Genomic DNA, 20,306 nt, shown 5'->3' on the forward strand with positions numbered 1-20,306 from the left:
ATGGCCACATTGTCCGTTCGGACCCGCAGTCGCGCGCTCGAGTCGATGGCGTCGAGTGCCGCGCCTCTCGATCTGCTGGTGGTCGGCGGTGGGATCACCGGCGTCGGAGTCGCTCTCGATGCCGCCACCCGTGGCCTGCGCGTCGCTCTCGTCGAGCAGGGCGATCTGGCCACCGGTACCTCCCGGTGGAGCAGCAAGCTCGTTCACGGTGGCCTCCGGTACCTCGCCAAGGGCGACCTGCGGATCGCCCGGGAGAGCGCCGTCGAACGCCATCACCTGATGACATCCATTGCACCGCACCTGATATCACCGCTCCGGCAGATCCTCCCCGACCGCGGCGAACGGCAGAGCTCGGTGCTGCGCGTCGGGATGCGTGCGGCGGATCTGTTGCGCCGCAACGCCGGAACGCCGAGCGCGTTGCTGCCTCCGCCTTCGCGGTTGTCGGTCATGGAGACCCTGGGCCGCTGCCCGACGCTGTCACCGGTCGGACTCCGCGGCGGCATCTCGACGACCGACGGACAGCTGATCGACGACGCGCGGCTCGTCGTCGCCGTGGCGCGCACCGCAGCCGCCTACGGCGCATTGATCTGTACGTACACCCGCGCCGACCGGGTCGACGGTCGCGGCGCCACGCTCACCGATGTGTTCACGGGCGAGAGCTTCGACGTCGGCGCGCGGATGGTCGTGAACGCCACCGGTGTCTGGTCCGGCTCGGTCGACGACTCGATCGCCGTCCAGCCCAGCCGCGGAACACACCTCGTCGTCGATGCGGCGACCCTGGGCAACCCGACCGCCGCGTTGACCGTTCCGGTCGGAAAGTCGTTGTCCCGGTTCGTCTTCGCGTTGCCCGCACAGTTGGGTCGTGTCTACATCGGGATCACCGACGTCGCGGCGCCCGGAGCGATCCCCGATGTCCCCACCCCCGACGACTCCGAGATCGACTTCCTGCTCGACGCGATCAACCCCGCGCTGACCCGGTCCCTCGACCGTTCCGACATCATCGGCGTCTACGCCGGTCTGCGGCCGCTCGTCGATGAGCGCGGCACCGCCGGTGCCGAGTCCGACGGCCTCGCCGATGTCTCGCGCCGGCACCACATCCGGGTTCGCGGTGATGGACTGGTGACCGTGCTCGGCGGCAAGCTCACGACCTATCGGCGAATGGCCGAGGACGCAGTCGACGCCGCGCTGGCCACCACCGATCTGACCGCGGGTGAATGCGTCACCACCACGACCGCGCTGGTCGGAGCCTTGCGCGACCAACGTGAACAGGGTCTCCCGGCGTCACTGGTGGCGCGTTTCGGCGGGGAGGCCCCGACGGTTGTCGAGACGGCCACGGTGGACCGGCCACTGGATCCGATCGCCCCCGGCATCGACGTCACCCGCGCCGAGATCGAGTTCGCGGTCACCCACGAAGGCGCGGTCGGCGTCGACGACGTCCTACATCGGCGGACACGCATCGGCCTGGTCCAGCGGGACGCCGACCTGACCCGACCGGAGATCGAGAAAATCGTGACGCAGGTGCTTCCCACCGCCGGTTGAGTAGGCGAGGAGCGCAGCGACGAGCCGTATCGAAACCCCCCACTGCCGGTTGAGTAGGCGAGGAGCGCAGCGACGAGCCGTATCGAAACCCTCAGTAACCCATGGTGCGCAATGCATCTGCGAGACGGTCGAGGTCTTCGCGCTGCACGTCGAGATGCGGGCTGAGGCGTAGGACAGGGGTCTCGGTGGCCAGGGGTGCGCGCCAGGTGTCGGCCGCGGTGACCAGGAGGCCGAGGGAGAGCAGCTTCTCCCGCGCGGCGGCGACGTCCTCGAACTGCCACCCGGGCGGCGGCGCGAGGGTGACGATCGCCGACGGCTCGTCGAGCGGTTCGACGACCTCCCAGCTCGCGATGCCGTGCAGCCGCTCGCGGGTGACCCTGCCGATCGTCGCCAGTTCGCGGAACACCCGCTGCTGCCCGATGTCGAGCAGCTCGCGAACTGCGATCCCGAGGCCGAGGCGGCCGGCGATGAACGCGTCGGATCCGTCGATCTCGACCGGTCGCAGGGAGTCTCGGCGTACCGCGACGAACCCCACTCCGCGCGGGCCGGTCAGCCATTTGCGGCTGGTGCCGTAGACGACGTCGGCGCCGGTCACGGTGGGTACATGTCCGACCGACTGGGCCATGTCGACGACCACCGGCACGCCGACGCGGTGGGCGAGTTCGACGATCCGCGCGACCGGCTGTACCGCACCCGACATCGACCCGATGTGGCAGATGTGGATGAAGTCGGGCTGCTCGAACTGCAGCATGTTCTCGAGTGCATCGGTGTCGACGTGGCCGTAGACGTCGGCGTCGGGCATCGTGCGGACGGCGTAACCGCGACGTTCGAACTCCTCGAGGTTGGGGCCGAACTCGTTCTTCGCCACCCACACCGTCGAGGTGACGGGGAGACTCCAGTTGGTGAGCAGGGCACGCAGGGCCGCGCGGGCGCTCTCGCGGAAGATGATCTCGTTCGGGGTGTGCCCGATCAGGGCGGCCAGATTGCGTGTGTCGCGGGCGATTTCCTCGGCACGGTCGTCGGCGGCCACATAGGACCCGCGTTCGGTCTCACGCCACAGATGGGCGGTCATCGCACCGATCACGCCGTACGACGACCGTCCGGCGGATGCGGAGTCGAGATGCGCGAGGGCGGGTTTCAGCCGCGCTGCATGCCATTGCTCGCCGAGGTCGCTGACGTACATAGGGCCTCAACCTACCGGGTACGGACGTGCCCGGTCACACGCCGGGGGCGATGTGGCATGGGATCGATGGAACCGCCCGGGGTGGTCCATGCGTCCAAGAACGCATGGACCCGGTGATCGAGTATTTCTTCGGGCCCGGCGACGGTTCGACGACCCGCTGGTCCTCCCCTGCCGACGCCGTTCTCGGCGATTCCGGGCCCGACGCGGTCAGCCTCGACTTCGACGGTGACGGCCGTCGGGACGACGCGATGTGGGACACCGACGCCGATGGCATCGCCGACGTGGCGGCGCTCGACACCGACGACGACGGCGAGCCGGATGCCTTCTACCGCGACTCCGGTGCCGGGTTGTGGGACCGGGCCGCCGATCCCGCCGCCACGGGTGGTGAACCGGGCGCCCGTTCCCCCGCGCCCGGCGACGGGTCGGGCGAGAGAGCCCTGAACCTCGATCTCGATGCGGACGGGGCCACCGACATCGAGCTGGTGGGTGCGGAGAAGGGAGGTCGGCTCACGGCCGAGCGCCTGTATGTCGACGCCGACGGGGACGGAGTGGCGGACACGGTGCTCGTGGACCTGAACGGGGACGGGGTGGCCGACGCGGCCTACGAGAAGCGCGATCCGCGGTTCATGCGGCGGGGTCGGTGACCGCCTGCTGTCCGGCGGCGGGTTCGCCGGTCACCTCGGCGCGGTTGTACAAGGCGCGGACCGTCACCATGCCGACCAGGTAGATGACCACACCGAGGACGACGAGCACGGTGGCATGACCGTCGACGGGGATAGCCAGCGCCGCCACGGTGACCGCGCCGACGTAGGCCATGTTGAAGACCGCGTCCTGCACGGAGAACACCTGACCGCGCACCGCGTCGCCGACGTCGACCTGCATTGCGACGTCGCCGCACAGCTTCGCGACCTGACCGATCAGGCCGAGCACAAAGGCCGACCCGCAGATCACCGCGAAGTGGAATCCCAGGACGGTCACCTCGGCGACGGCTCCGACGCCCAGCGCGCACATCAGGGTGAGGTACCGGCCGACGCGTGCCACCGCGAGCGGGGTGACCACTGCGGCGAGGAGGGCGCCGGCTCCGGTGAAGCCGATGACGAGGCTGACGCGATCGAGCCCGTCGCCCGGTCCCATCTGCCGGGTCAGCACGAGGATCATGAGGGTGTTCATGCCGAACACCAGGCGGTGGGCGCCGATGGCCGACAGTGCGGCCGCCACCGTCTTATGAGAAGCCACGGCCCGGGCGCCGTGCCACAGGCCGACCGAGACGGCATGGAACGCCGACTTCCCCGGATCGTCGGGTTCGTCGGGACCCAATTGCAGCGGCCGGAATCCGTGCGCCAGACCTCCGGACACGACGGCCAGCACGATGCCGGCCAGCATGGTGAGCGCACTGCCCGAGTTGTCGTCGCCGAAGATGGCTCGCAGGCCCAGCGTGATACCGAGGCCGACGCTGAGCATCGCGCCGCCGAGCGTCGTGAACAACGCGTTGATGGCCACGATCACCTCACGTTTGGCCACGTGCGGGAGCCCGGCGGACAGACCTGCGGCCACGAACCGACTCGCACCTGTGGCGGCGAGCGCCGAGATCAGCACCACGAGGTCGGGTGCACCGGATGCGACCGCGATCGCGACGAGTCCGATGATGGCGCCGCGCAACAGGTTCGCGTAGAGCAGCACATTGCGTCGGTCCCAGTGATCGAGCAACGCCCCGGCGAACGGGCCGATGAGCGAATAGGGCAGCAGCAGCACCGCGAGACCGCCCGCGACGGCCAGTGGATCCGCGTGGCGTTCGGGGTTGAAGAGGATGCTCCCGACGAGTGCCGCCTGGAAGATCCCGTCCGTGACCTGACTCGAGAGACGGACGAACAGCAACCGTCCCAGACCCGGTGAGTGACGGAGCGAATCGAGGAACACCGACCACCCGCGGCGGTGGCTCACCTCGGTGCTGTTCACCCGTTCAAGCGTACTCACCGACGGGGTGAGCTCCCTCGGCTGTGCCGACCCCGGGACTCGACGGACGTGCGATGATGGCTGAGTGGCCGGCGGTGACGACGCAGACGATCCCACACCGGAATTCCGCCCCGGGGATCCCTCGGCGGGCAGCGGTGACAGTGGCCGCATGCCCGGTGTCCCGTGGGATGCCGATCCCACCCACCGTGTCCGTCCCGGCACCGCCCTGATCGCGTCGACCGATCTCATCGAACCGACCTTCGCGCGCACGGTCATCTACGTCATCGAACACAACGAGGCCGGCAGTCTCGGCGTCATCCTCAACCGCATGAGCCAGACCGCGGTGCACAACCTGCTGCCGCAGTGGACCGACATCGCGGCCTCGCCTCGCGCCCTCTACGTCGGCGGCCCGGTCAAGCAGGACGCCGCCCTGTGCCTCGGCGTGATGAAGCACGGCTTCGACGTCGACGACCATCCCGCCCTCCGACCCGTCGACGGTCGGGTTGTCCTCGTCGATCTCGACGCCGACCCCGAGTCGCTGTCGGAGGTGCTCGAAGGAGTGCGCATCTTCGCCGGTTACAGCGGATGGGGAATCGGTCAGCTCGACGACGAACTCGACCAGGACAGCTGGATGCTCGCCTCGGCGCTCCCCCGGGACCTGCTCGCCCCGCCCGGCGTCGACGTCTGGTTCGACATCCTCCGCCGGCAGCCGTGGCCGATGCCGCTTCTCGCGACGCACCCGATCGATCTCAGCCTCAACTGAGCCGCCTGCTGCCTGAGGTGCGAGGAGCGCCAGCGACGAGCCACGAAGGCCCCGTGACCCGAGCTCCTCGACCCCGCCCGAAGCAATTGAGAACCACCACGGGTGACCTACCTCACCCTCGATGCTAAGTTGTGATCGCTTGATCAGGTATCGCCGCGACGACGCTCAGCCGTCGGCGCGGCGAATCACACGCGGGGGTGTGTATGGGCGGGTCGTCGAAGAGTGTTCGTCTGCTGGCGGGGGTGATCGCACTCGTCGCGGTGCTGGTCGCGCCGACCGTCGTCGCGGGCGCCGCACCGAGCGGACCGACGGGAGGGTCGGCGGCAGCGCGGTGGGCCGCGAGCCACGACGGCCCGCAACCCTATGCCGGTGTGAACGTCAGCTGGGACGTGCCGATCCGGATGAGCGACGGCACCGTCCTGCGGGCGAACGTCTACCGGCCCGCCGACGCCCGCGAACGCCCGACGTCGACGAAGACGCCGGTCATCGTCAACATGACCCCGTACACCAAGCTGGTCAGCTCGATCGGTTCCGCGGTCACCCAGCATCCGGTGCTCGAACCGTTCCTTCTGCAACTCGCCCGGTCGATCAATCTGTCGGGCACCCCGATCGACGGCATCAACGACCTCGCCCACACCATCCGTGACGGCGGCGCAAAGACCTTCCTCGTCGACTTCGACCTCGTCCGGAGCGGTTACACGCAGGTCGTCGTCGATGTGCGCGGCACCGGTTTCTCACAGGGCAAGTGGGATGTCTTCCAGGACCGCGAGCAGCGTGACACCGTCGAGGTCATCGACTGGGCGTCGAAGCAGCGGTGGTCCAACGGCAAGGTCGGCATGTCGGGTGTGTCCTACTCGGCGATCAACCCGATCCAGGCCGCCAACAAGAACCCGAAGGCGCTCAAGGCGATCTTCCCGGTCGAACCGGGCGGTGATCTCATCCGCGACATCGTCGCGCCCGGTGGCGCACTCGGCGTCGGCTTCCTCCCCTTGTGGCTGACCCTGGTCAACACCACCAAGATGGTTCCGAACGTGGCGTCGATGCTGAACGGCACGTTCGACTGGAAGTGGCTGGCCGACCGGATCGCCGATCCGCTCACCTTCTACCCGCAGCTCCTCGCCGGCCTCTTCACCCCCGACATCGCGTCGGTGCCGCCGGAGCTCAAGGAGTTGCTGGAGACCGATTCTGGGCCGCGCACGGCCTGGCTCGACCGCGCCGAGAAGATCACCACGCCGACGTTCATCTACGGCGGTTGGTTCGACCTGTTCACCAACTCCGAAGTCCGCATGTACAACAAGATCCCGCTGCCCCCGGGCAAGAAGCAGCTCATCATGGGCGACGGCTACCACCTGACCATCGGTGGCGGCCAGCAGGGACGGGCCGGCACACCGCCGCGGCTCGACGTCCTGCAGAAGGCGTGGTTCGACAAGTGGCTCAAGGGAATCGACAACGGCATCGACTCCTACGGTCCGGTGAATCTCAAGCAGGTCGGCGACTCCTGGATCACCGCACAACAATTCCCGCGCGCCGGGATGGAACGCCAGCGTCTGTACCTGAGCGACCGTCGTAGCGGCACTGCCCCGTACGCGGTGCGCGACGGCAGCCTGACTCCCAAGGCGCCGCAGTCGCGCGCCCGCATGACCATCGCCCCCGGCCTCGCACCGGTGTGTTCCCGCGACGCCGCGCAGCAGATGGCCGGCGCGCTGGCCATCTTCCCGGGCTGCTCCGACGACGCCCGGATCTCCGAACGCGCCGCACTGTCGTTCACCACTCCCCCGCTGACGACGACCCGCAGCGTGTCCGGTTACTCGAATGTCCGGCTGAACACCGTGCTCGACGCCACGGACGGGTACTGGACGGCCACCCTCAACGACGTCGCCCCGGACGGCACGTCGAAGGTCATCACCTCCGGGCAGGTGGTGTCGTCGCTGCGCGGGTACGACCGTGCGGCATCACAGTTCGCACCGAACGGCGACGTGATCGACCCGTTCTACAACCTCACCCTGTCGACACGGCAGCGGGTGGTGCCGGGACGGCCGGTCAGCATCGACATCGGGCTGCTGCCCACCGAGGCGATCGTGAAGCCGGGCCACCGCCTGCGCGTCGACGTGTTCGCGATGAACTTCCCGCGTGGTCTCCCATTGCGGCCGTTGCTGAACGAGTCCGGTCTGAAGGCACAGCACATCCAGCTCGACCCGAACCGGCCGAGCTTCGTGAACCTGCCGCTGTCGACACCAATCGGTGACTGACACGCCAATCGGTGACTGACACGCCAATCGGTGACTGACACGGCGAGAGGCGCTCGGCGACAGTCGATCTGACACGGACAGACACACTGACGACACAGCTGGAGCCGTCGACTTCTTGGTCGACGGCTCCAGCGTGTGCGATCTGTGCGGGGGCGCGGTTTCACCGACTACATGCCGGTGCGTCCGCGGTTCGCCGCGTCGTTCGGGTCAGTGCCGACCAGCGTCGTCCTGCGGTTCTGGACTGCCCGACTTCGCCAGGCCTCTCGCGATCATGTAACCGATGGTCAGCCACGTGATGTACTTGAGCGCCTCGGCAGCACCGAACGGATCGACGTCGCCATCGCCACCGCCCACCACCAGCGCGGTGATCACGACGGCGAGTACGGCGAGCCCATACGCGATCAGTTCACTCGTCTTCGTCGAAGCCTTTGTCTCTACATCTCGACGGAACCCGACGGGGTTTGGCGCGGCGATCGGGGGTGCAGAGTGGCCGGGCGCACCGGGATTGGGCGGCCGGTACGGTTCGGGGTTGGTCATGAGAAGGCCTTTCCTCGAATTGCTCACCCTTCTCCGGTGACCCCGGAGAAGGTGCACCTCTGTGCATCTCAGGGGTCCCCCGCTCAGGGAGCCGCCAAACACCGGGCAAAACAGTCAATCGTGCCGTGTCTCGCCCGTATCCGTACCCGACCGCATCGAACAGGCCGCGGGCCCGCGATTTTGTTCGACGTGAAGCCAGGTAATCGTCAGGAGGTCTCCGCAGCCTCCGCCTCACGTCCATACCGCGTGGCCAGCCATGAGCAGATGATGAGCTGGATCTGATGGAAGATCATCAGCGGTAGGACGATGAGGCCGACGGTCGAACCGGCGAAGAGGACGGTGGCCATCGGGAGTCCGGTGGCGAGGCTTTTCTTGGTGCCGCAGAACTGGATGGCGATGGTGTCCGCGCGGTCGAAGCCGAGTTTCTTCGGCGCCCAGCCGGTCACCACGAGCATGACCAGCACGAGCAGCAGCGAGATCACCGCGACGGCGATCACCTGGGCGGCGTCGACCGACGACCAGATGCCGTTGACGACGCCCTCGCTGAAGGCGACATAGACGACGAGGACGATGGTGCTGCGGTCGGCGAGCTTGGTGATCTTGGCGTGCCGGGCGAAGAACGGGCCGACCCAGGGTCGAGCGAGCTGACCGATCACGAACGGCACCAGGATCTGCGCCACGATCTTCAGGATCGACGTCGCGTCGATGCTCGCATCGCCGGTGTTGTGCATCAGCGCGACCACCAGCAGCGGGGTGAGGAACACGCCCAGGATGTTCGACGCGGAGGCGCTGACGATCGCGCCCGCGATGTTGCCCTTCGCCATCGAGGTGAACGCGATCGACGACTGCACCGTCGACGGCACGAGGCACAGGAACAGGAGTCCGGCGTAGAGATCGGAACCGATCAGCGGCTCGACGACCGGCTTCAGGGCCAGACCGATGATCGGGAACGCCACGAACGTGAACGCCAGGATCGTCACGTGGAGGCGCCAGTGCTTCAAGCCTTCGAGTGCTTCACGCGGGTGGAGTCGCGTGCCGTAGAGGAAGAAGAGGGCGCCGATCGCGATGATGACGACCCACTCGAACACATCCCCGGCGGCACCACGGACGGGCAGGAAAGCGGCGACGACGACCGCGGCCACGATCGCGAGGATGAATCCGTCGATCGGTGAGCGGTCGAGAAGGTTCTTGAGCGTGCGCATACGTCAGAGCTGCCGGCCGCAGGCCAGGTCAGGCCTGGGCGGTGTCGCTCGAGCAGACGCCGCGCAGCGAGCACGCACCGCAGCTGCTGGTGCCGCAGTCGGCGGCGGGCTCGGAGGTGCCCTGCTCCCCGGCGGGCTCGACGTGGCTGTGACCCTCGTCGTGACCCGAGCAGCAGGAGCAACCCGCATCCTCGGCCGGCACGGTGGCAGCGGCGCGGACGCCGATGGCGCTCACCAGGCCGATGATGACCAGTGCGGCCACCAGGGCGACGACGCCGAAGAGGATCGACCAAGCGCCGTCGACGGCGAGGGTCGGGACGGCGCCCAGGACGAGGATCACGCTCGCCCCGATCGTGCCCGGTGCGGCGACACGGTTGGCGACGCGGAAGGCCTCGTCGGAGCGCATGGTCTCGTCGGTGCGAACACCGAAACGGCGATTGCGAGGGAGTGAGCCGCGGAGCCCGCGGACCCCGACCGTGGCCCAGAGCCCGGCCAGCGCGAAGAGCAGCACGGCAACGGCGACGGACAGGGCATTCACGACCCACAGCATACGACCGCGTCCACCGTGCAACCGAATCGAGCATCGGCGGTGAGCTGCACCTCATAGACGTGTTCTCCGGTCGCGGGTGACGGACTGACCGGATTTCAGGCTGGTCGGGCCCAGGATTTACCCTGGTCGGGTGACTTCAGTCGACACCACCAGCACCAACGGCTCCGCCGGCGCCACCGCTCATCGCTACACCGCGGAGGTTGCGGGCGAGCTCGAGCAGCGCTGGCAGCAGACCTGGTCCGACGAGCGTGCCTACGAGGCGCCCAACCCCGTCGGACCGCTGGCCGGTGACCTGAGCGCGTTCGGCGGCGGCAGCGCCGACGCACCCGACAAGCTGTTCGTCCAGGACATGTTCCCCTACCCCTCGGGCGCGGGTCTGCACGTCGGCCACCCGCTGGGCTTCATCGCCAGCGACGTCTTCGCGCGCTACCAGCGGATGACCGGAAAGAACGTCCTGCACACGATGGGTTTCGACTCCTTCGGTCTGCCGGCCGAGCAGTACGCGGTTCAGACCGGTACCCACCCGCGCACCACCACCGAGCAGAACATCGAGCGCTACCTCGGTCAGATCCGACGCCTCGGACTCGGCCACGACGAGCGTCGTCGCGTCGCCACCACCGACGTCGACTTCTACCGCTGGACCCAGTGGATCTTCCTGCAGATCTACAACGCCTGGTTCGACGCCGATCAGGGCAAGGCCCGACGCATCTCCGAGCTGGCCGACGAGTTCGCCGCCGGCACCCGCGAACTGACCGGTGAGCACGCCGGGAAGTCCTGGTCGGATCTGACTGCGGCCGAGCGCACCTCGGTGATCGACGATCACCGCCTCGTCTACCTGAGTGACTCGCTGGTCAACTGGTGCCCCGGTCTGGGCACCGTGCTGGCCAACGAAGAGGTCACCGCCGACGGTCGCAGCGACCGCGGCAACTTCCCGGTCTTCCGAAAGCATCTGCGGCAGTGGATGATGCGGATCACCGCATACTCCGACCGCCTGCTCGACGACCTGGAACTGCTGGACTGGCCGGAGAAGGTCAAGACCATGCAGCGCAACTGGATCGGCCGCTCGCGCGGTGCGCAGGTCCGGTTCAGCGCGCCCGGTGTCGGCGACATCGAGGTCTTCACCACCCGCCCCGACACCCTGTTCGGCGCCACCTACATGGTGCTGGCCCCCGAGCATCCCCTCGTCGACGCATTGACTGCCGCCGCCTGGCCGGAGGGCACCGACGACCGCTGGACCGGCGGCGCGAGCGATCCCGCGTCGGCGATTGCCGGGTACCGTGCCTCGATCGCGGCGAAGTCGGATCTCGAACGCCAGGAGAACAAAGAGAAGACCGGTGTCTTCACCGGCTCCTTCGCCGTCAATCCGGTGAACGGACAGCAGGTTCCGGTCTTCATCGCCGACTACGTCCTCATGGGTTACGGCACCGGCGCCATCATGGCGGTCCCGGCGCACGACGCCCGCGACCACGAGTTCGCGACCGTGTTCGGCCTGCCGATCATCGAGGTCATCGGCTCCGACGCCGATGTGCAGGCCGAGGCCTACGTCGGCGACGGCCCGCTGGTCAACTCCGACTTCCTGAACGGCAAGAACGTCGAGGACGCCAAGGCGGCGATCGTCGAACGCCTCGAGGCCGACGGCGTCGGCACCGGCAAGATCCAGTACAAGCTGCGCGACTGGCTGTTCGCCCGTCAGCGGTACTGGGGCGAGCCGTTCCCCATCGTCTACGACGCCGACGGCCAGCCGCATGCGCTGCCGGAATCCATGCTGCCGGTTGAGCTCCCGGAGGTCGAGGACTACGCGCCGGTCTCCTTCGACCCCGACGACGCCGACAGCGAGCCGTCCCCGCCGCTGGCCAAGGCGTCGGACTGGATGACCGTCGAACTCGATCTCGGTGACGGTCCGAAGACCTACACCCGCGACGCCAACGTCATGCCGCAGTGGGCGGGCAGCTCTTGGTACCAGCTGCGCTACATCGACCCCACGAATCAGGACACCTTGTGCGACAAGGACAACGAGGCCTACTGGATGGGTCCGCGTCCGGAGCTGCACGGCCCGAACGACCCGGGTGGCCTCGACCTGTACATCGGCGGCGTCGAGCATGCGGTGCTGCACCTGTTGTACTCGCGGTTCTGGCACAAGGTGCTGTTCGACCTCGGTTACGTCACCAGCAGCGAGCCGTACCGAAAGTTGTTCAACCAGGGCATGATCCAGGCGTACGCCTACACCGACTCGCGCGGCATCTACGTGCCGGCCGAGGAGGTCACCGAGGAGAACGGCAAGTTCTTCTACAACGGTGAAGAGGTCACCCAGGAGTACGGCAAGATGGGCAAGTCGCTGAAGAACTCGGTGACCCCCGATGACATCTGTCGCGATTACGGTGCCGACACCCTGCGCGTCTACGAGATGTTCATGGGCCCGCTCGACCAGTCCCGTCCCTGGGCGACGAAGGACGTCGTCGGCTCGCAGCGTTTCCTGCAGCGCATCTGGCGTCTCGTCGTCGACGAGGAGTCCGGTACGTCGCGCGTCGCCGACGCCGAGTCGGACGACGACACGAAGCGCCTGCTGCACAAGACGATCGCCGGTGTCCGCGAGGACTACGAGGCCCTGCGCAACAACACCGCCGTCGCCAAGCTGACCGTGCTGACCAACCACCTCACCAAGAACTTCGAGAAGACCGGCGCCCCACGGGAAGCCGTCGAAGCCCTGGTGATCATGCTGGCGCCGCTGGCACCGCACATCGCCGAGGAACTGTGGCACCGCCTGGGCCACGACACCCTCGTCGTCCGTGCGCCGTTCCCGGTGGCCGACGAGGCCTGGCTGGTCGAGGACACCATCGAGATCCCGGTTCAGGTCAAGGGCAAGGTCCGCAGCCGCATCACCGTCGCCGCCGACGCCGATGAGGACACCCTGCGCACCACCGCCCTCGCCGACGAGAAGATCGCCGCGCTCCTCGACGGTGCCGAGCCGCGCAAGGTGATCGTGGTCCCGGGCCGCATGGTGAACATCGTCCCCTGAGGTGCGAGGAGCGCCAGCGACGGTCCGTTTTGCTCCCTGAGGTGCGAGGAGCGTTAGCGACGAGCCACGAAGGGCCCGCGACCGAACAGTGTTGCCGCCCAACTGCTTCGATCACGGTGTGACGATCGGGAATCCCGGGTCGGGGTTGTCGATCAGCCCGATCACGGTTGCGATCACCGACGTGTCGCCGTCGAGAACGGCACCGTCGGGCGCCGCGCCCGTGAGAAGTCCGAGTAGATCGCGTTTGGTGAGTGTCACGACGAGATCGGCGGAATCCTGCCGCCGCGTGGGGAAGTGGATCAGGACGCCGTTCGACAGTTCCATCCGGTAGGTCTCGTCCAGATCGGTGATATGCCAACGGATCGAGGCCGAGAGGTCCCAGGCCCGCGGACCGTCGATGCGGATGGCGAGACTGTCGAAGAGTTGGGTGACGGTGAGCGCCGACGCCACTCCGGCGGCGTTGATCGGGGCGGCGTGGACCCGCCCGCCGAGTTCGTCGGCGCCGACGAGGAAGTTGTTGCGCCAGGTGGCGCATTCGGCGCCGTAACCCAGCGTCGTGAAGACCTGTGCGAGTAGCTCTTTCGCACCGGCATGGTCCGGATCGGCGAACACCGCATGACCGGCCAGTTCCGCGGCGAATCGGAGATCCCCGTCGTCGGCGAACGCTCGCGCTTTGGCGACCGTGGCCTCGATACCGCCGAGTGCCTGTACGTACCGAGCGGCGGCCGCTTCCGGTGGATGCTGCCACAGATGCGCCGGGTTGCCGTCGTACCAGCCGAGATAGCGCTGATAGATGGCCTTGACGTTGTGGCTGACCGAGCCGTAGTACCCGCGGGCGTGCCAGGCCGCGTCGAGCACCGGTGGCATCGGGAAGTCCTCGGCGATCTCGCTGCCGAGGTAGCCCTGGTTGAGTCGACGCAGCGTCTGATCGTGCAGGTAGGCATACAGGTCGCGCTGCTGGGTCAGATAGACGAGGATCTCCTCGGTTCCCCACGTCGGCCAATGGTGCGACGCGAAGGCGACATCGGAGTCGTAGGCGAACATCTCGATGGCCTCGCTGAGGTACCGGGACCAGATCCGGGCGTCGCGAACCTGCGCACCGCGCAGGGTCAGGAGGTTGTGAAGGTTGTGAGTTGCGTTCTCCGCCAGGCACAGTGCTCGATGGTCGGGGAACCAGAAGTTCATCTCCGAGGGCGCTTCCGTCCCCGGCGTGACCTGGAAGACCATCCGGACACCGTCGAAGGTCTCCTCCTGCCCGGTGTGGGTGATGTCGAGCGTCGGCGCGATCAGACCCACCGTGCCGGTGGATGTACTGGGGCCGAGGCCGGCGCCGAGGGTTCCGGTCGCACCGACCGGCAGGACGATCCCCGTGTGGTACATGCTGCGCCGCAGCATCGCGGTGCCGGCGTAGACGTTCTCGGAGACGGCATGTTGGAGAAAGTGTTCGGGCGCGACGATCGGTACCGTCGTGTCGGCGTCGACGACGCCGAGCACACCGCCGAAGTGGTCGACGTGGGAGTGGGTGTAGATGACCGCGCTCACCGGACGGTCTCCACGATGCTCGCGATAGAGGGAGAGGGCGGCCGCCGCACACTCCGACGAGACCAGCGGATCGATGACCACCACACCGGTGTCGCCCTCGACCAGCGTCATGTTCGACAGGTCGTACCCACGGATCTGGTAGATGCCGTCGGTCACCTCGAACAAACCATGCACGGACGTCAGCTGCGCCTGACGCCAGAGACTGGGGTTCACGGTGTCGGGACAGTCACCGGCGGTCGCCTCGGCGAAACCAGCGGCGTCGTAGACAACCCGGCCGTCACCATCATGAATGACAGCCGGTTCGAGCACCCCGATCAGACCGCGGTTGGCATTGTCGAAGTCGGTCCGGTCGGAGAAATCGGCAGACATCGGAACTCCCCCCGGCAGACGCTGCGGTCTGCGTGGCTCAGATCGATGTTCGGTTCCCGACACCTTCACGTTGGATACGCAGTCACGAGTATCGCGCACCGGGCGTCCTGACCGTCGGTGTTTGAGGCGGGCGACTACGCCTTACGACGCAGCCACCATCTCTTGACGTAGACGCTCCCGACTCCGACGCCGGTGGCGATCAACCCGAGAACGACGATGACCCGGTTGTTCTGTGCATCCCGGGCGCGTTGCTCGTCGCGGGACCGGCCGGCCCACTCCGGTATCGACGCGATGTCGGCGTACAACTCGGTGAACTGCGGGGACAACTCGACGCCCCTGGGCGCTGTCGGTAGAGCCGCCAGCTGCTCGGGCGTCAGAAGCGACTCCCCGTCGTCGTTGGCGTGCTGGACACACCGGTCGTCCGCGGACATCGGCTCGCCGCCACAGGTGACCTCCGCACCGAGCAGCCCGTACAGACCGAAGAGGACGAAGAACAGGCCGAACGGGACCAGGATGACCGTCCGCGGCCACTCGTCGAGCTTCCGCCTCACTTCGGCGGGAGTCTCCGGGCGTAGTCGGCGCCGATGGTGACCCAGCGGGTCAACTGCCGGTCGGACGCGATCCCCTCTTCGAAGACGCGCAGCCACCCGAGCGTCTCGCGCGCGGACATGTGCATCGGGGCGGTGTGCGGGTATTCGAGCAGGGTGCTGGTCTCCTCGGGCGGCACGCGCACCATTATCCCGCCTTTGCCGCTCACCGTCACGGCCATGTTGCCGTTGATCAGGAAGGCGAGGCCGCCGAACATGGGGACCTCGTCTACGCCGACCTCCGCCGCGAGCAGCGCGCGGATGCGGAAGGCGAGTTCCTCGTCGTAAGCCACGTCTCCAGGCTATTCGGCGGGTGTGACGGGGAAAGACTTGGCAACTAACTTACTGCGCAGTAAGGTCATGCCATGGCGATCAACCTGGAGCTCCCGAAGAAGTTCGATTCGACGGTCGAGCGCACCCATCTGGCTGCCGAGCACATCTTCCGGCCCATCTCGCGCAAGTACGACAAGGCCGAGCACGAGTACCCGACGGAACTCGACGACCTGGCGAAGCTCGCGAAGCAGGGACGTGGGTCGGAGAAGGCGGCCGACTCGTCGAGCAGTGACGACGGACCGTCGGTCAACGGCGCCAACATGCGTGGCCTGATCTCCGCCCTCGAGATGAGCTGGGGCGATGTGGGTCTGCTGCTCTCCATCCCCGGCCAGGGACTCGGCAATGCCGCCATCGCGGCCGTCGCCAACCCCGAACAGCTCGAGAAGTTCTCCGATGTGTGGGCGGCGATGGCCATCACCGAACCCAGCTTCGGTTCGGACTCCGCGGCGGTCTCGACGACGGCCACCCGCGACGGCGACGATTACGTCGTCAACGGCGAGAAGATCTTCGTGACCGCCGGCTCGCGGGCAGACCACGTGGTCGTGTGGGCGACCATCGACAAGAGCGTCGGCCGTGCGGCCATCAAGAGTTTCGTCGTCCCGATGACCACCGAGGGTGTGACGGTCGCCCGCCTCGAGCACAAGCTCGGCATCAAGGCCTCCGACACCGCGGTGATCCGTTTCGAGAATGCCCGCGTTCCCGCCGAGAACCTGCTCGGTTCGCCGGAGATCGACACCAAGAAGGCCTTCGGCGGGGTCATGCAGACCTTCGACAACACCCGCCCGGTCGTCGCGGCCATGGCCATCGGTCTGGGTCGCGCCGCGCTCGAGGAGCTCCGCCGGATGCTCGAAGAGGCCGGGCACGAGATCGACTACGACCGCCCGGCCGCCGCCCAGCATGCGACCGTCGCCGAATTCATCCGCCTCGAATCCGAGTGGGAGGCGTCCTGGCTGCACACCTTGCGTGCCGCCTGGATGGCCGACAACAAGCAGCCGAACTCCACCGAGGCCTCGATGTCGAAGGCCAAGGCCGGCCGCACGGTCACCGAGATCACCAACAAGGCCGTGGAAATCGGTGCGACAGCCGGGTTCTCGGAGACCTCGCTTCTCGAGAAGTGGGCGCGTGATTCCAAGATTCTCGACATTTTCGAAGGCACTCAGCAGATTCAGCAGCTGATCATCGCTCGCCGCGTGCTCGGGAAGTCGAGCACCGACCTCAAGTAGTGCTCACACCTGGCCGACGAGCCATCGGGCGATGCTCGTCGCACCGGGTTCGGCTGCCACTCCCGGATGTCCGATGAAGCGTTCGTTGTAGGTGACCCGCACCCCGGCATCCCGATACGTGTTCGCCAGCTCGGAGACGAAGGGTTGCGGGGAGACCGTGTCGACCGTCCCGGCTTCGATCCGCACGGGCAGCTCCGGTGAGAATTGCAGGTGCGCAACATCGTTGCGGTCGAGGATCGTCAGGAGCCGAGCCTTCAACTCTGCTCCTCGCCGTCCCAGGAGCTGGGTCGGCGCGAGTCCGCCGAACGAATCGGGAGCGGTGAGCCCTACGTAGCAGCGCTTCTCGACCTGCGGTACGAGGCGTCGGGCCGCCGAACTGAGGCCACCGCCGTTCAGCATGAGCTGTTCGAACTCGGGATCCGCGGCGGCAGCGCCGTACCCGAGCAACGCGGCCAATCCCATCAGTTCGTTGATGGCCGGGCCGGCCACCGGCACAATCGAAGCGGCGTCGAGCATCCGCGCCACCTGGGTGGGCGGGGCCAGTGCCGCAACGCCTCTCACACGTAAGCCCTGCCATTCGGTACCCGGCCTCGACGCGGCGAACAGCGCGGCCACCGCGCCTTCCGAATGACCGGCCACAACCACGTCCCGGCCGATCCTCGCGTCGTCGCGTGACGCCGCGACCGCCATGTCGATCGCCGATCGTGCCAGGGAATCCCCGATCAGGTACGGGTGTGGTCCCGGACCGCCGATTCCTTCGAAATCCGGTCGTACGACCGCGAACCCGGCCTCGAGCAGGTGCCCGACGATGAGGTCACCGGACGTCATCCGCGGACGCTCCGGATGAGTCGCATGACCGGTGGACGGTGCGCATGAGTCCGCCGCGCCGACGGTCATGTGGTTCCACACCGCCAGCGGCCATCCGCCGCGCGGTGGCGTGGACCTGGGCAGCAGCACGGTCCCGGTCATCTCGGTCGGACGGCCACGCACCGAGGTCGAGCTGTACCGGACACGGGTCGTCGACGACGCCGTGTCGAGCGCGACCAGCGGGTTGTGCACGACCGCAGACGAGACGATGCGCGGGACCGGATCGGCCGGCGTCGACGAAGCTCGAGGTGCGAGCGCGGTACCGCCGATCGCCATCAGCACCCCGGTGGCCAGCGCGCAGAACATCCTGACGTCACGTGCCGACGTTCTCATCGCAACAACCTCTCCCGCAGGCGCGCTTCACGTTCGAGTCGTTCAGTGTCGCGGCGTCGGCGTTCGGCCATGATCGCCGACAGCACGTCTTCGAACGACGCGCCCTGCGGCGGTGCGGGTGCCACGAACGGCGCCGCGGCGAAGACGAGCCGGTGTGCGGCGGCAGCTCGCGGTTCGGGCTTCATCGCGTGCCGTCCGTTGAGGAATTGGCGGATGGCCACGGCGAGGCCGTCGGGCAGGGCGGCCATGTCGGCCGAGACCGCCCAGGACGCAAGACCTGCGGGCATCTCGATGGGATGCTGCTCCTCGATGCGATGCCGGTCGCGGATCACGTACGTCCCGGCGAGGAGGTCGCCGAGACGCTTGTTCTTCCGTGAGATGGCCGCGCTGATGAGCGCCGGCAGACCCAGGCAGGCGTACATCTCGATGAATCCGACGAGTGCTCGGGTCAGCGACTGCCGAAAACCGGTGGGCCCGGCGTCGTCTCGCACGGTGCGCAGCCCGACGATCAGATGGCCGACGGTCTTGCCGCCGGTGAGCGTCTCCGTGACCGTCGGTAGGGCGATGACGCTGAGGATGGGCAGCAACGTGTTGACGGTGCCGCGCCACGCGTCGCTCAAGTCCCCGGTCACCTTGTACGACAGCCACCAGAGGAACAACCACAGAGCGATCCCCAGCGCGACGTCGAGCATCCCCGAGAGAATTCGGTAGCCCAGACCCCCCGGCGGCAGCGCGAGCGCGACCGCCTCACCGGAGACGAGGTCGTCGCGGCCCACGCCGACGGTGGCCGACGCACCGGCACCCCAGACGGTCGGCGGCGTCCCGACCGGGACCGGCGCACCTGCCATCACCGGAGGTCGTGGTGGCAACGATCCGGGCGGCACCGCCTCACCATACGACGCCGAACATGGTCCGCGCGGCACGAGCACACAGCCACGACGCCCGTCGAATGACACGCTCCGCACCGGCTCGGAGGCCGGTTACGCTGGCCGGGTGGATCTCGACGCCTATGTGTCCGCGCATCGCGCGACGTGGGAACGGCTCGACACGCTGTCGCGCCGGCGTCGGCTGACGGGAGCCGAGGCCGACGAGATCATCGACACCTATCAGCGCGTGGCCACGCATCTTTCCGTGATCCGTTCCTCGGCTCCCGACGCCGCGCTCGTCGCGTATCTGTCGGCGTTGTTGGCTCGGGCTCGGGGTCGGGCGTCGGGCACCCGGGTGAGTACGTGGTCGACGTTCATCGACTTCTTCGCCGTCACCTTCCCCGCCGCGCTGTACCGGATGCGGTGGTGGTGGCTGACCGTCATGGGTGTGTGCGTGCTCGCGGCCGCCGTGATGACCTGGTGGGTTCTGGAGCATCCTCGCATCGAGAGTTCCTTTGCCTCTCCGCAGGAGATCGAGCGGCTCGTCACCAACGACTTCGAGAACTACTACAGCGAATTCGAGGCCACCTCGTTCGCGGCGCGGGTGTGGACCAACAACTTCTGGCTGGCCGCGATGTGCATCGTCGTCGGTATCTTCGGCCTACCGGTGATCTGGATGCTCTACAGCAACATCCTGAATCTGGTGGTCATCGCCTCGATCATGATCCGGCACGGCCGCGGCGATCTGTTCTTCGGTCTGCTCCTCCCGCACGGCATGCTCGAGCTCACCTGCCTGTTCGTCGCCGCGGGGGTCGGCCTGCGGACCTTCTGGTCCTGGGTGTCACCCGGAAATCGAACGCGCGCAGCTGCTCTCGGCGAGGAAGGGCGCGCCGCGATCGGTGTGGCACTCGGACTTGTCGTCGTGCTGCTGATCTGCGGGGTGATCGAGGCCTTCGTGACCCCCTCTCCCCTACCCACCTGGGCGCGCATCGGGATCGGGGTGACCGCCTGGCTGCTGTTCATGGCCTACGTCTTCATCGCGGGACGCCGCGCGCACGAGACCGGTGAAACCGGGGATCTCGCCGAACTCGATCGAGGCCTGACCGCACCTACCGTGTAGGAATGGTTTGTGACCTCGATACGGTCCTCGGCTTGCGCCTCGCACCAACTCGGCCGGCAGAGGTCTGCTGGTTG

The 20,306-nt window shown here is 67.6% G+C and carries 17 protein-coding genes; 7 read left to right on the forward strand and 10 right to left on the reverse strand.

Annotated elements, in window-relative coordinates; translation table 11 throughout:
* The gene (locus GONAM_RS19630; RefSeq protein ID WP_006868495.1) at positions 1–1,539 is read left to right on the forward strand and encodes a glycerol-3-phosphate dehydrogenase/oxidase; all 1,539 of its coding nucleotides are present in this window, start codon (positions 1–3) and stop codon (positions 1,537–1,539) included.
* Positions 1,540–1,630: 91 nt separating this feature from the next.
* Here GONAM_RS19630 and GONAM_RS19635 read toward each other — a convergent pair whose 3' ends face one another.
* The gene (locus GONAM_RS19635; RefSeq protein WP_006868496.1) at positions 1,631–2,722 is read right to left on the reverse strand and encodes an aminotransferase class V-fold PLP-dependent enzyme; all 1,092 of its coding nucleotides are present in this window, start codon (positions 2,720–2,722) and stop codon (positions 1,631–1,633) included.
* Positions 2,723–2,826: 104 nt separating this feature from the next.
* On the opposite strand from GONAM_RS19635, the gene GONAM_RS19640 reads away from it, so the two are divergent.
* Entirely contained in the window at positions 2,827–3,366 is a 540-nt protein-coding gene (locus GONAM_RS19640; protein WP_006868497.1) for a hypothetical protein, read from the forward strand.
* Here the strand turns inward: GONAM_RS19640 and GONAM_RS19645 are convergent.
* On the reverse strand, positions 3,347–4,678 hold the full coding sequence (locus GONAM_RS19645; RefSeq protein ID WP_040537008.1) for an MFS transporter: 1,332 nt from the start codon (positions 4,676–4,678) through the stop codon (positions 3,347–3,349). The two genes, GONAM_RS19640 and GONAM_RS19645, sit on opposite strands and share 20 nt — an antisense overlap.
* Before the next feature lie 82 nt (positions 4,679–4,760).
* On the opposite strand from GONAM_RS19645, the gene GONAM_RS19650 reads away from it, so the two are divergent.
* On the forward strand, positions 4,761–5,438 hold the full coding sequence (locus tag GONAM_RS19650; RefSeq protein ID WP_006868499.1) for a YqgE/AlgH family protein: 678 nt from the start codon (positions 4,761–4,763) through the stop codon (positions 5,436–5,438).
* Positions 5,439–5,641: 203 nt separating this feature from the next.
* Complete coding sequence (locus GONAM_RS19655; protein WP_006868500.1) at positions 5,642–7,687, forward strand: CocE/NonD family hydrolase; 2,046 nt, start codon at positions 5,642–5,644, stop codon at positions 7,685–7,687.
* 207 nt (positions 7,688–7,894) lie between these two features.
* Here GONAM_RS19655 and GONAM_RS19660 read toward each other — a convergent pair whose 3' ends face one another.
* The 3 genes from GONAM_RS19660 to GONAM_RS19670 all read right to left on the reverse strand — a co-directional run bounded on the left by GONAM_RS19660 (position 7,895) and on the right by GONAM_RS19670 (position 9,976).
* Positions 7,895–8,224 (reverse strand): hypothetical protein, encoded by a 330-nt coding sequence (locus tag GONAM_RS19660; protein WP_006868501.1) that lies wholly within the window; start codon positions 8,222–8,224, stop codon positions 7,895–7,897.
* Between the two features lie 206 nt (positions 8,225–8,430).
* Positions 8,431–9,426, reverse strand: a complete 996-nt coding sequence (locus GONAM_RS19665) for a bile acid:sodium symporter family protein (RefSeq protein WP_006868502.1) — start codon at positions 9,424–9,426, stop codon at positions 8,431–8,433.
* 28 nt (positions 9,427–9,454) lie between these two features.
* Positions 9,455–9,976 (reverse strand): SdpI family protein, encoded by a 522-nt coding sequence (locus GONAM_RS19670; RefSeq protein ID WP_006868503.1) that lies wholly within the window; start codon positions 9,974–9,976, stop codon positions 9,455–9,457.
* A gap of 130 nt (positions 9,977–10,106) precedes the next feature.
* On the opposite strand from GONAM_RS19670, the gene leuS reads away from it, so the two are divergent.
* Complete coding sequence (gene leuS / locus GONAM_RS19675) at positions 10,107–12,992, forward strand: leucine--tRNA ligase (RefSeq protein ID WP_006868504.1); 2,886 nt, start codon at positions 10,107–10,109, stop codon at positions 12,990–12,992.
* Positions 12,993–13,103: 111 nt separating this feature from the next.
* Here leuS and GONAM_RS19680 read toward each other — a convergent pair whose 3' ends face one another.
* The 3 genes from GONAM_RS19680 to GONAM_RS19690 all read right to left on the reverse strand — a co-directional run bounded on the left by GONAM_RS19680 (position 13,104) and on the right by GONAM_RS19690 (position 15,783).
* Entirely contained in the window at positions 13,104–14,903 is a 1,800-nt protein-coding gene (locus GONAM_RS19680; protein ID WP_006868505.1) for an alkyl/aryl-sulfatase, read from the reverse strand.
* Positions 14,904–15,037: 134 nt separating this feature from the next.
* The gene (locus GONAM_RS19685; RefSeq protein WP_006868506.1) at positions 15,038–15,454 is read right to left on the reverse strand and encodes a hypothetical protein; all 417 of its coding nucleotides are present in this window, start codon (positions 15,452–15,454) and stop codon (positions 15,038–15,040) included.
* Positions 15,451–15,783, reverse strand: a complete 333-nt coding sequence (locus tag GONAM_RS19690) for a TfoX/Sxy family protein (RefSeq protein ID WP_006868507.1) — start codon at positions 15,781–15,783, stop codon at positions 15,451–15,453. Before GONAM_RS19690 ends, GONAM_RS19685 begins: the two co-directional genes overlap by 4 nt.
* Before the next feature lie 72 nt (positions 15,784–15,855).
* On the opposite strand from GONAM_RS19690, the gene GONAM_RS19695 reads away from it, so the two are divergent.
* Entirely contained in the window at positions 15,856–17,046 is a 1,191-nt protein-coding gene (locus GONAM_RS19695) for an acyl-CoA dehydrogenase family protein (protein ID WP_006868509.1), read from the forward strand.
* A gap of 3 nt (positions 17,047–17,049) precedes the next feature.
* Here GONAM_RS19695 and GONAM_RS19700 read toward each other — a convergent pair whose 3' ends face one another.
* Together GONAM_RS19700 and GONAM_RS19705 are read right to left on the reverse strand one after the other, a co-directional pair.
* The gene (locus tag GONAM_RS19700) at positions 17,050–18,246 is read right to left on the reverse strand and encodes a lipase family protein (protein ID WP_157159183.1); all 1,197 of its coding nucleotides are present in this window, start codon (positions 18,244–18,246) and stop codon (positions 17,050–17,052) included.
* Positions 18,243–19,094 (reverse strand): RDD family protein, encoded by an 852-nt coding sequence (locus GONAM_RS19705; RefSeq protein WP_006868511.1) that lies wholly within the window; start codon positions 19,092–19,094, stop codon positions 18,243–18,245. The genes GONAM_RS19700 and GONAM_RS19705 overlap by 4 nt, the downstream gene beginning before the upstream one ends.
* A 145-nt stretch (positions 19,095–19,239) precedes the next feature.
* On the opposite strand from GONAM_RS19705, the gene GONAM_RS19710 reads away from it, so the two are divergent.
* Positions 19,240–20,232 (forward strand): stage II sporulation protein M, encoded by a 993-nt coding sequence (locus tag GONAM_RS19710; RefSeq protein ID WP_006868512.1) that lies wholly within the window; start codon positions 19,240–19,242, stop codon positions 20,230–20,232.
* The last annotated feature ends 74 nt before the right edge of the window (positions 20,233–20,306 follow it).

The organism is Gordonia namibiensis NBRC 108229, assembly GCF_000298235.1.
In the GTDB taxonomy this organism is placed as follows: Bacteria; Actinomycetota; Actinomycetes; order Mycobacteriales; family Mycobacteriaceae; genus Gordonia; species Gordonia namibiensis.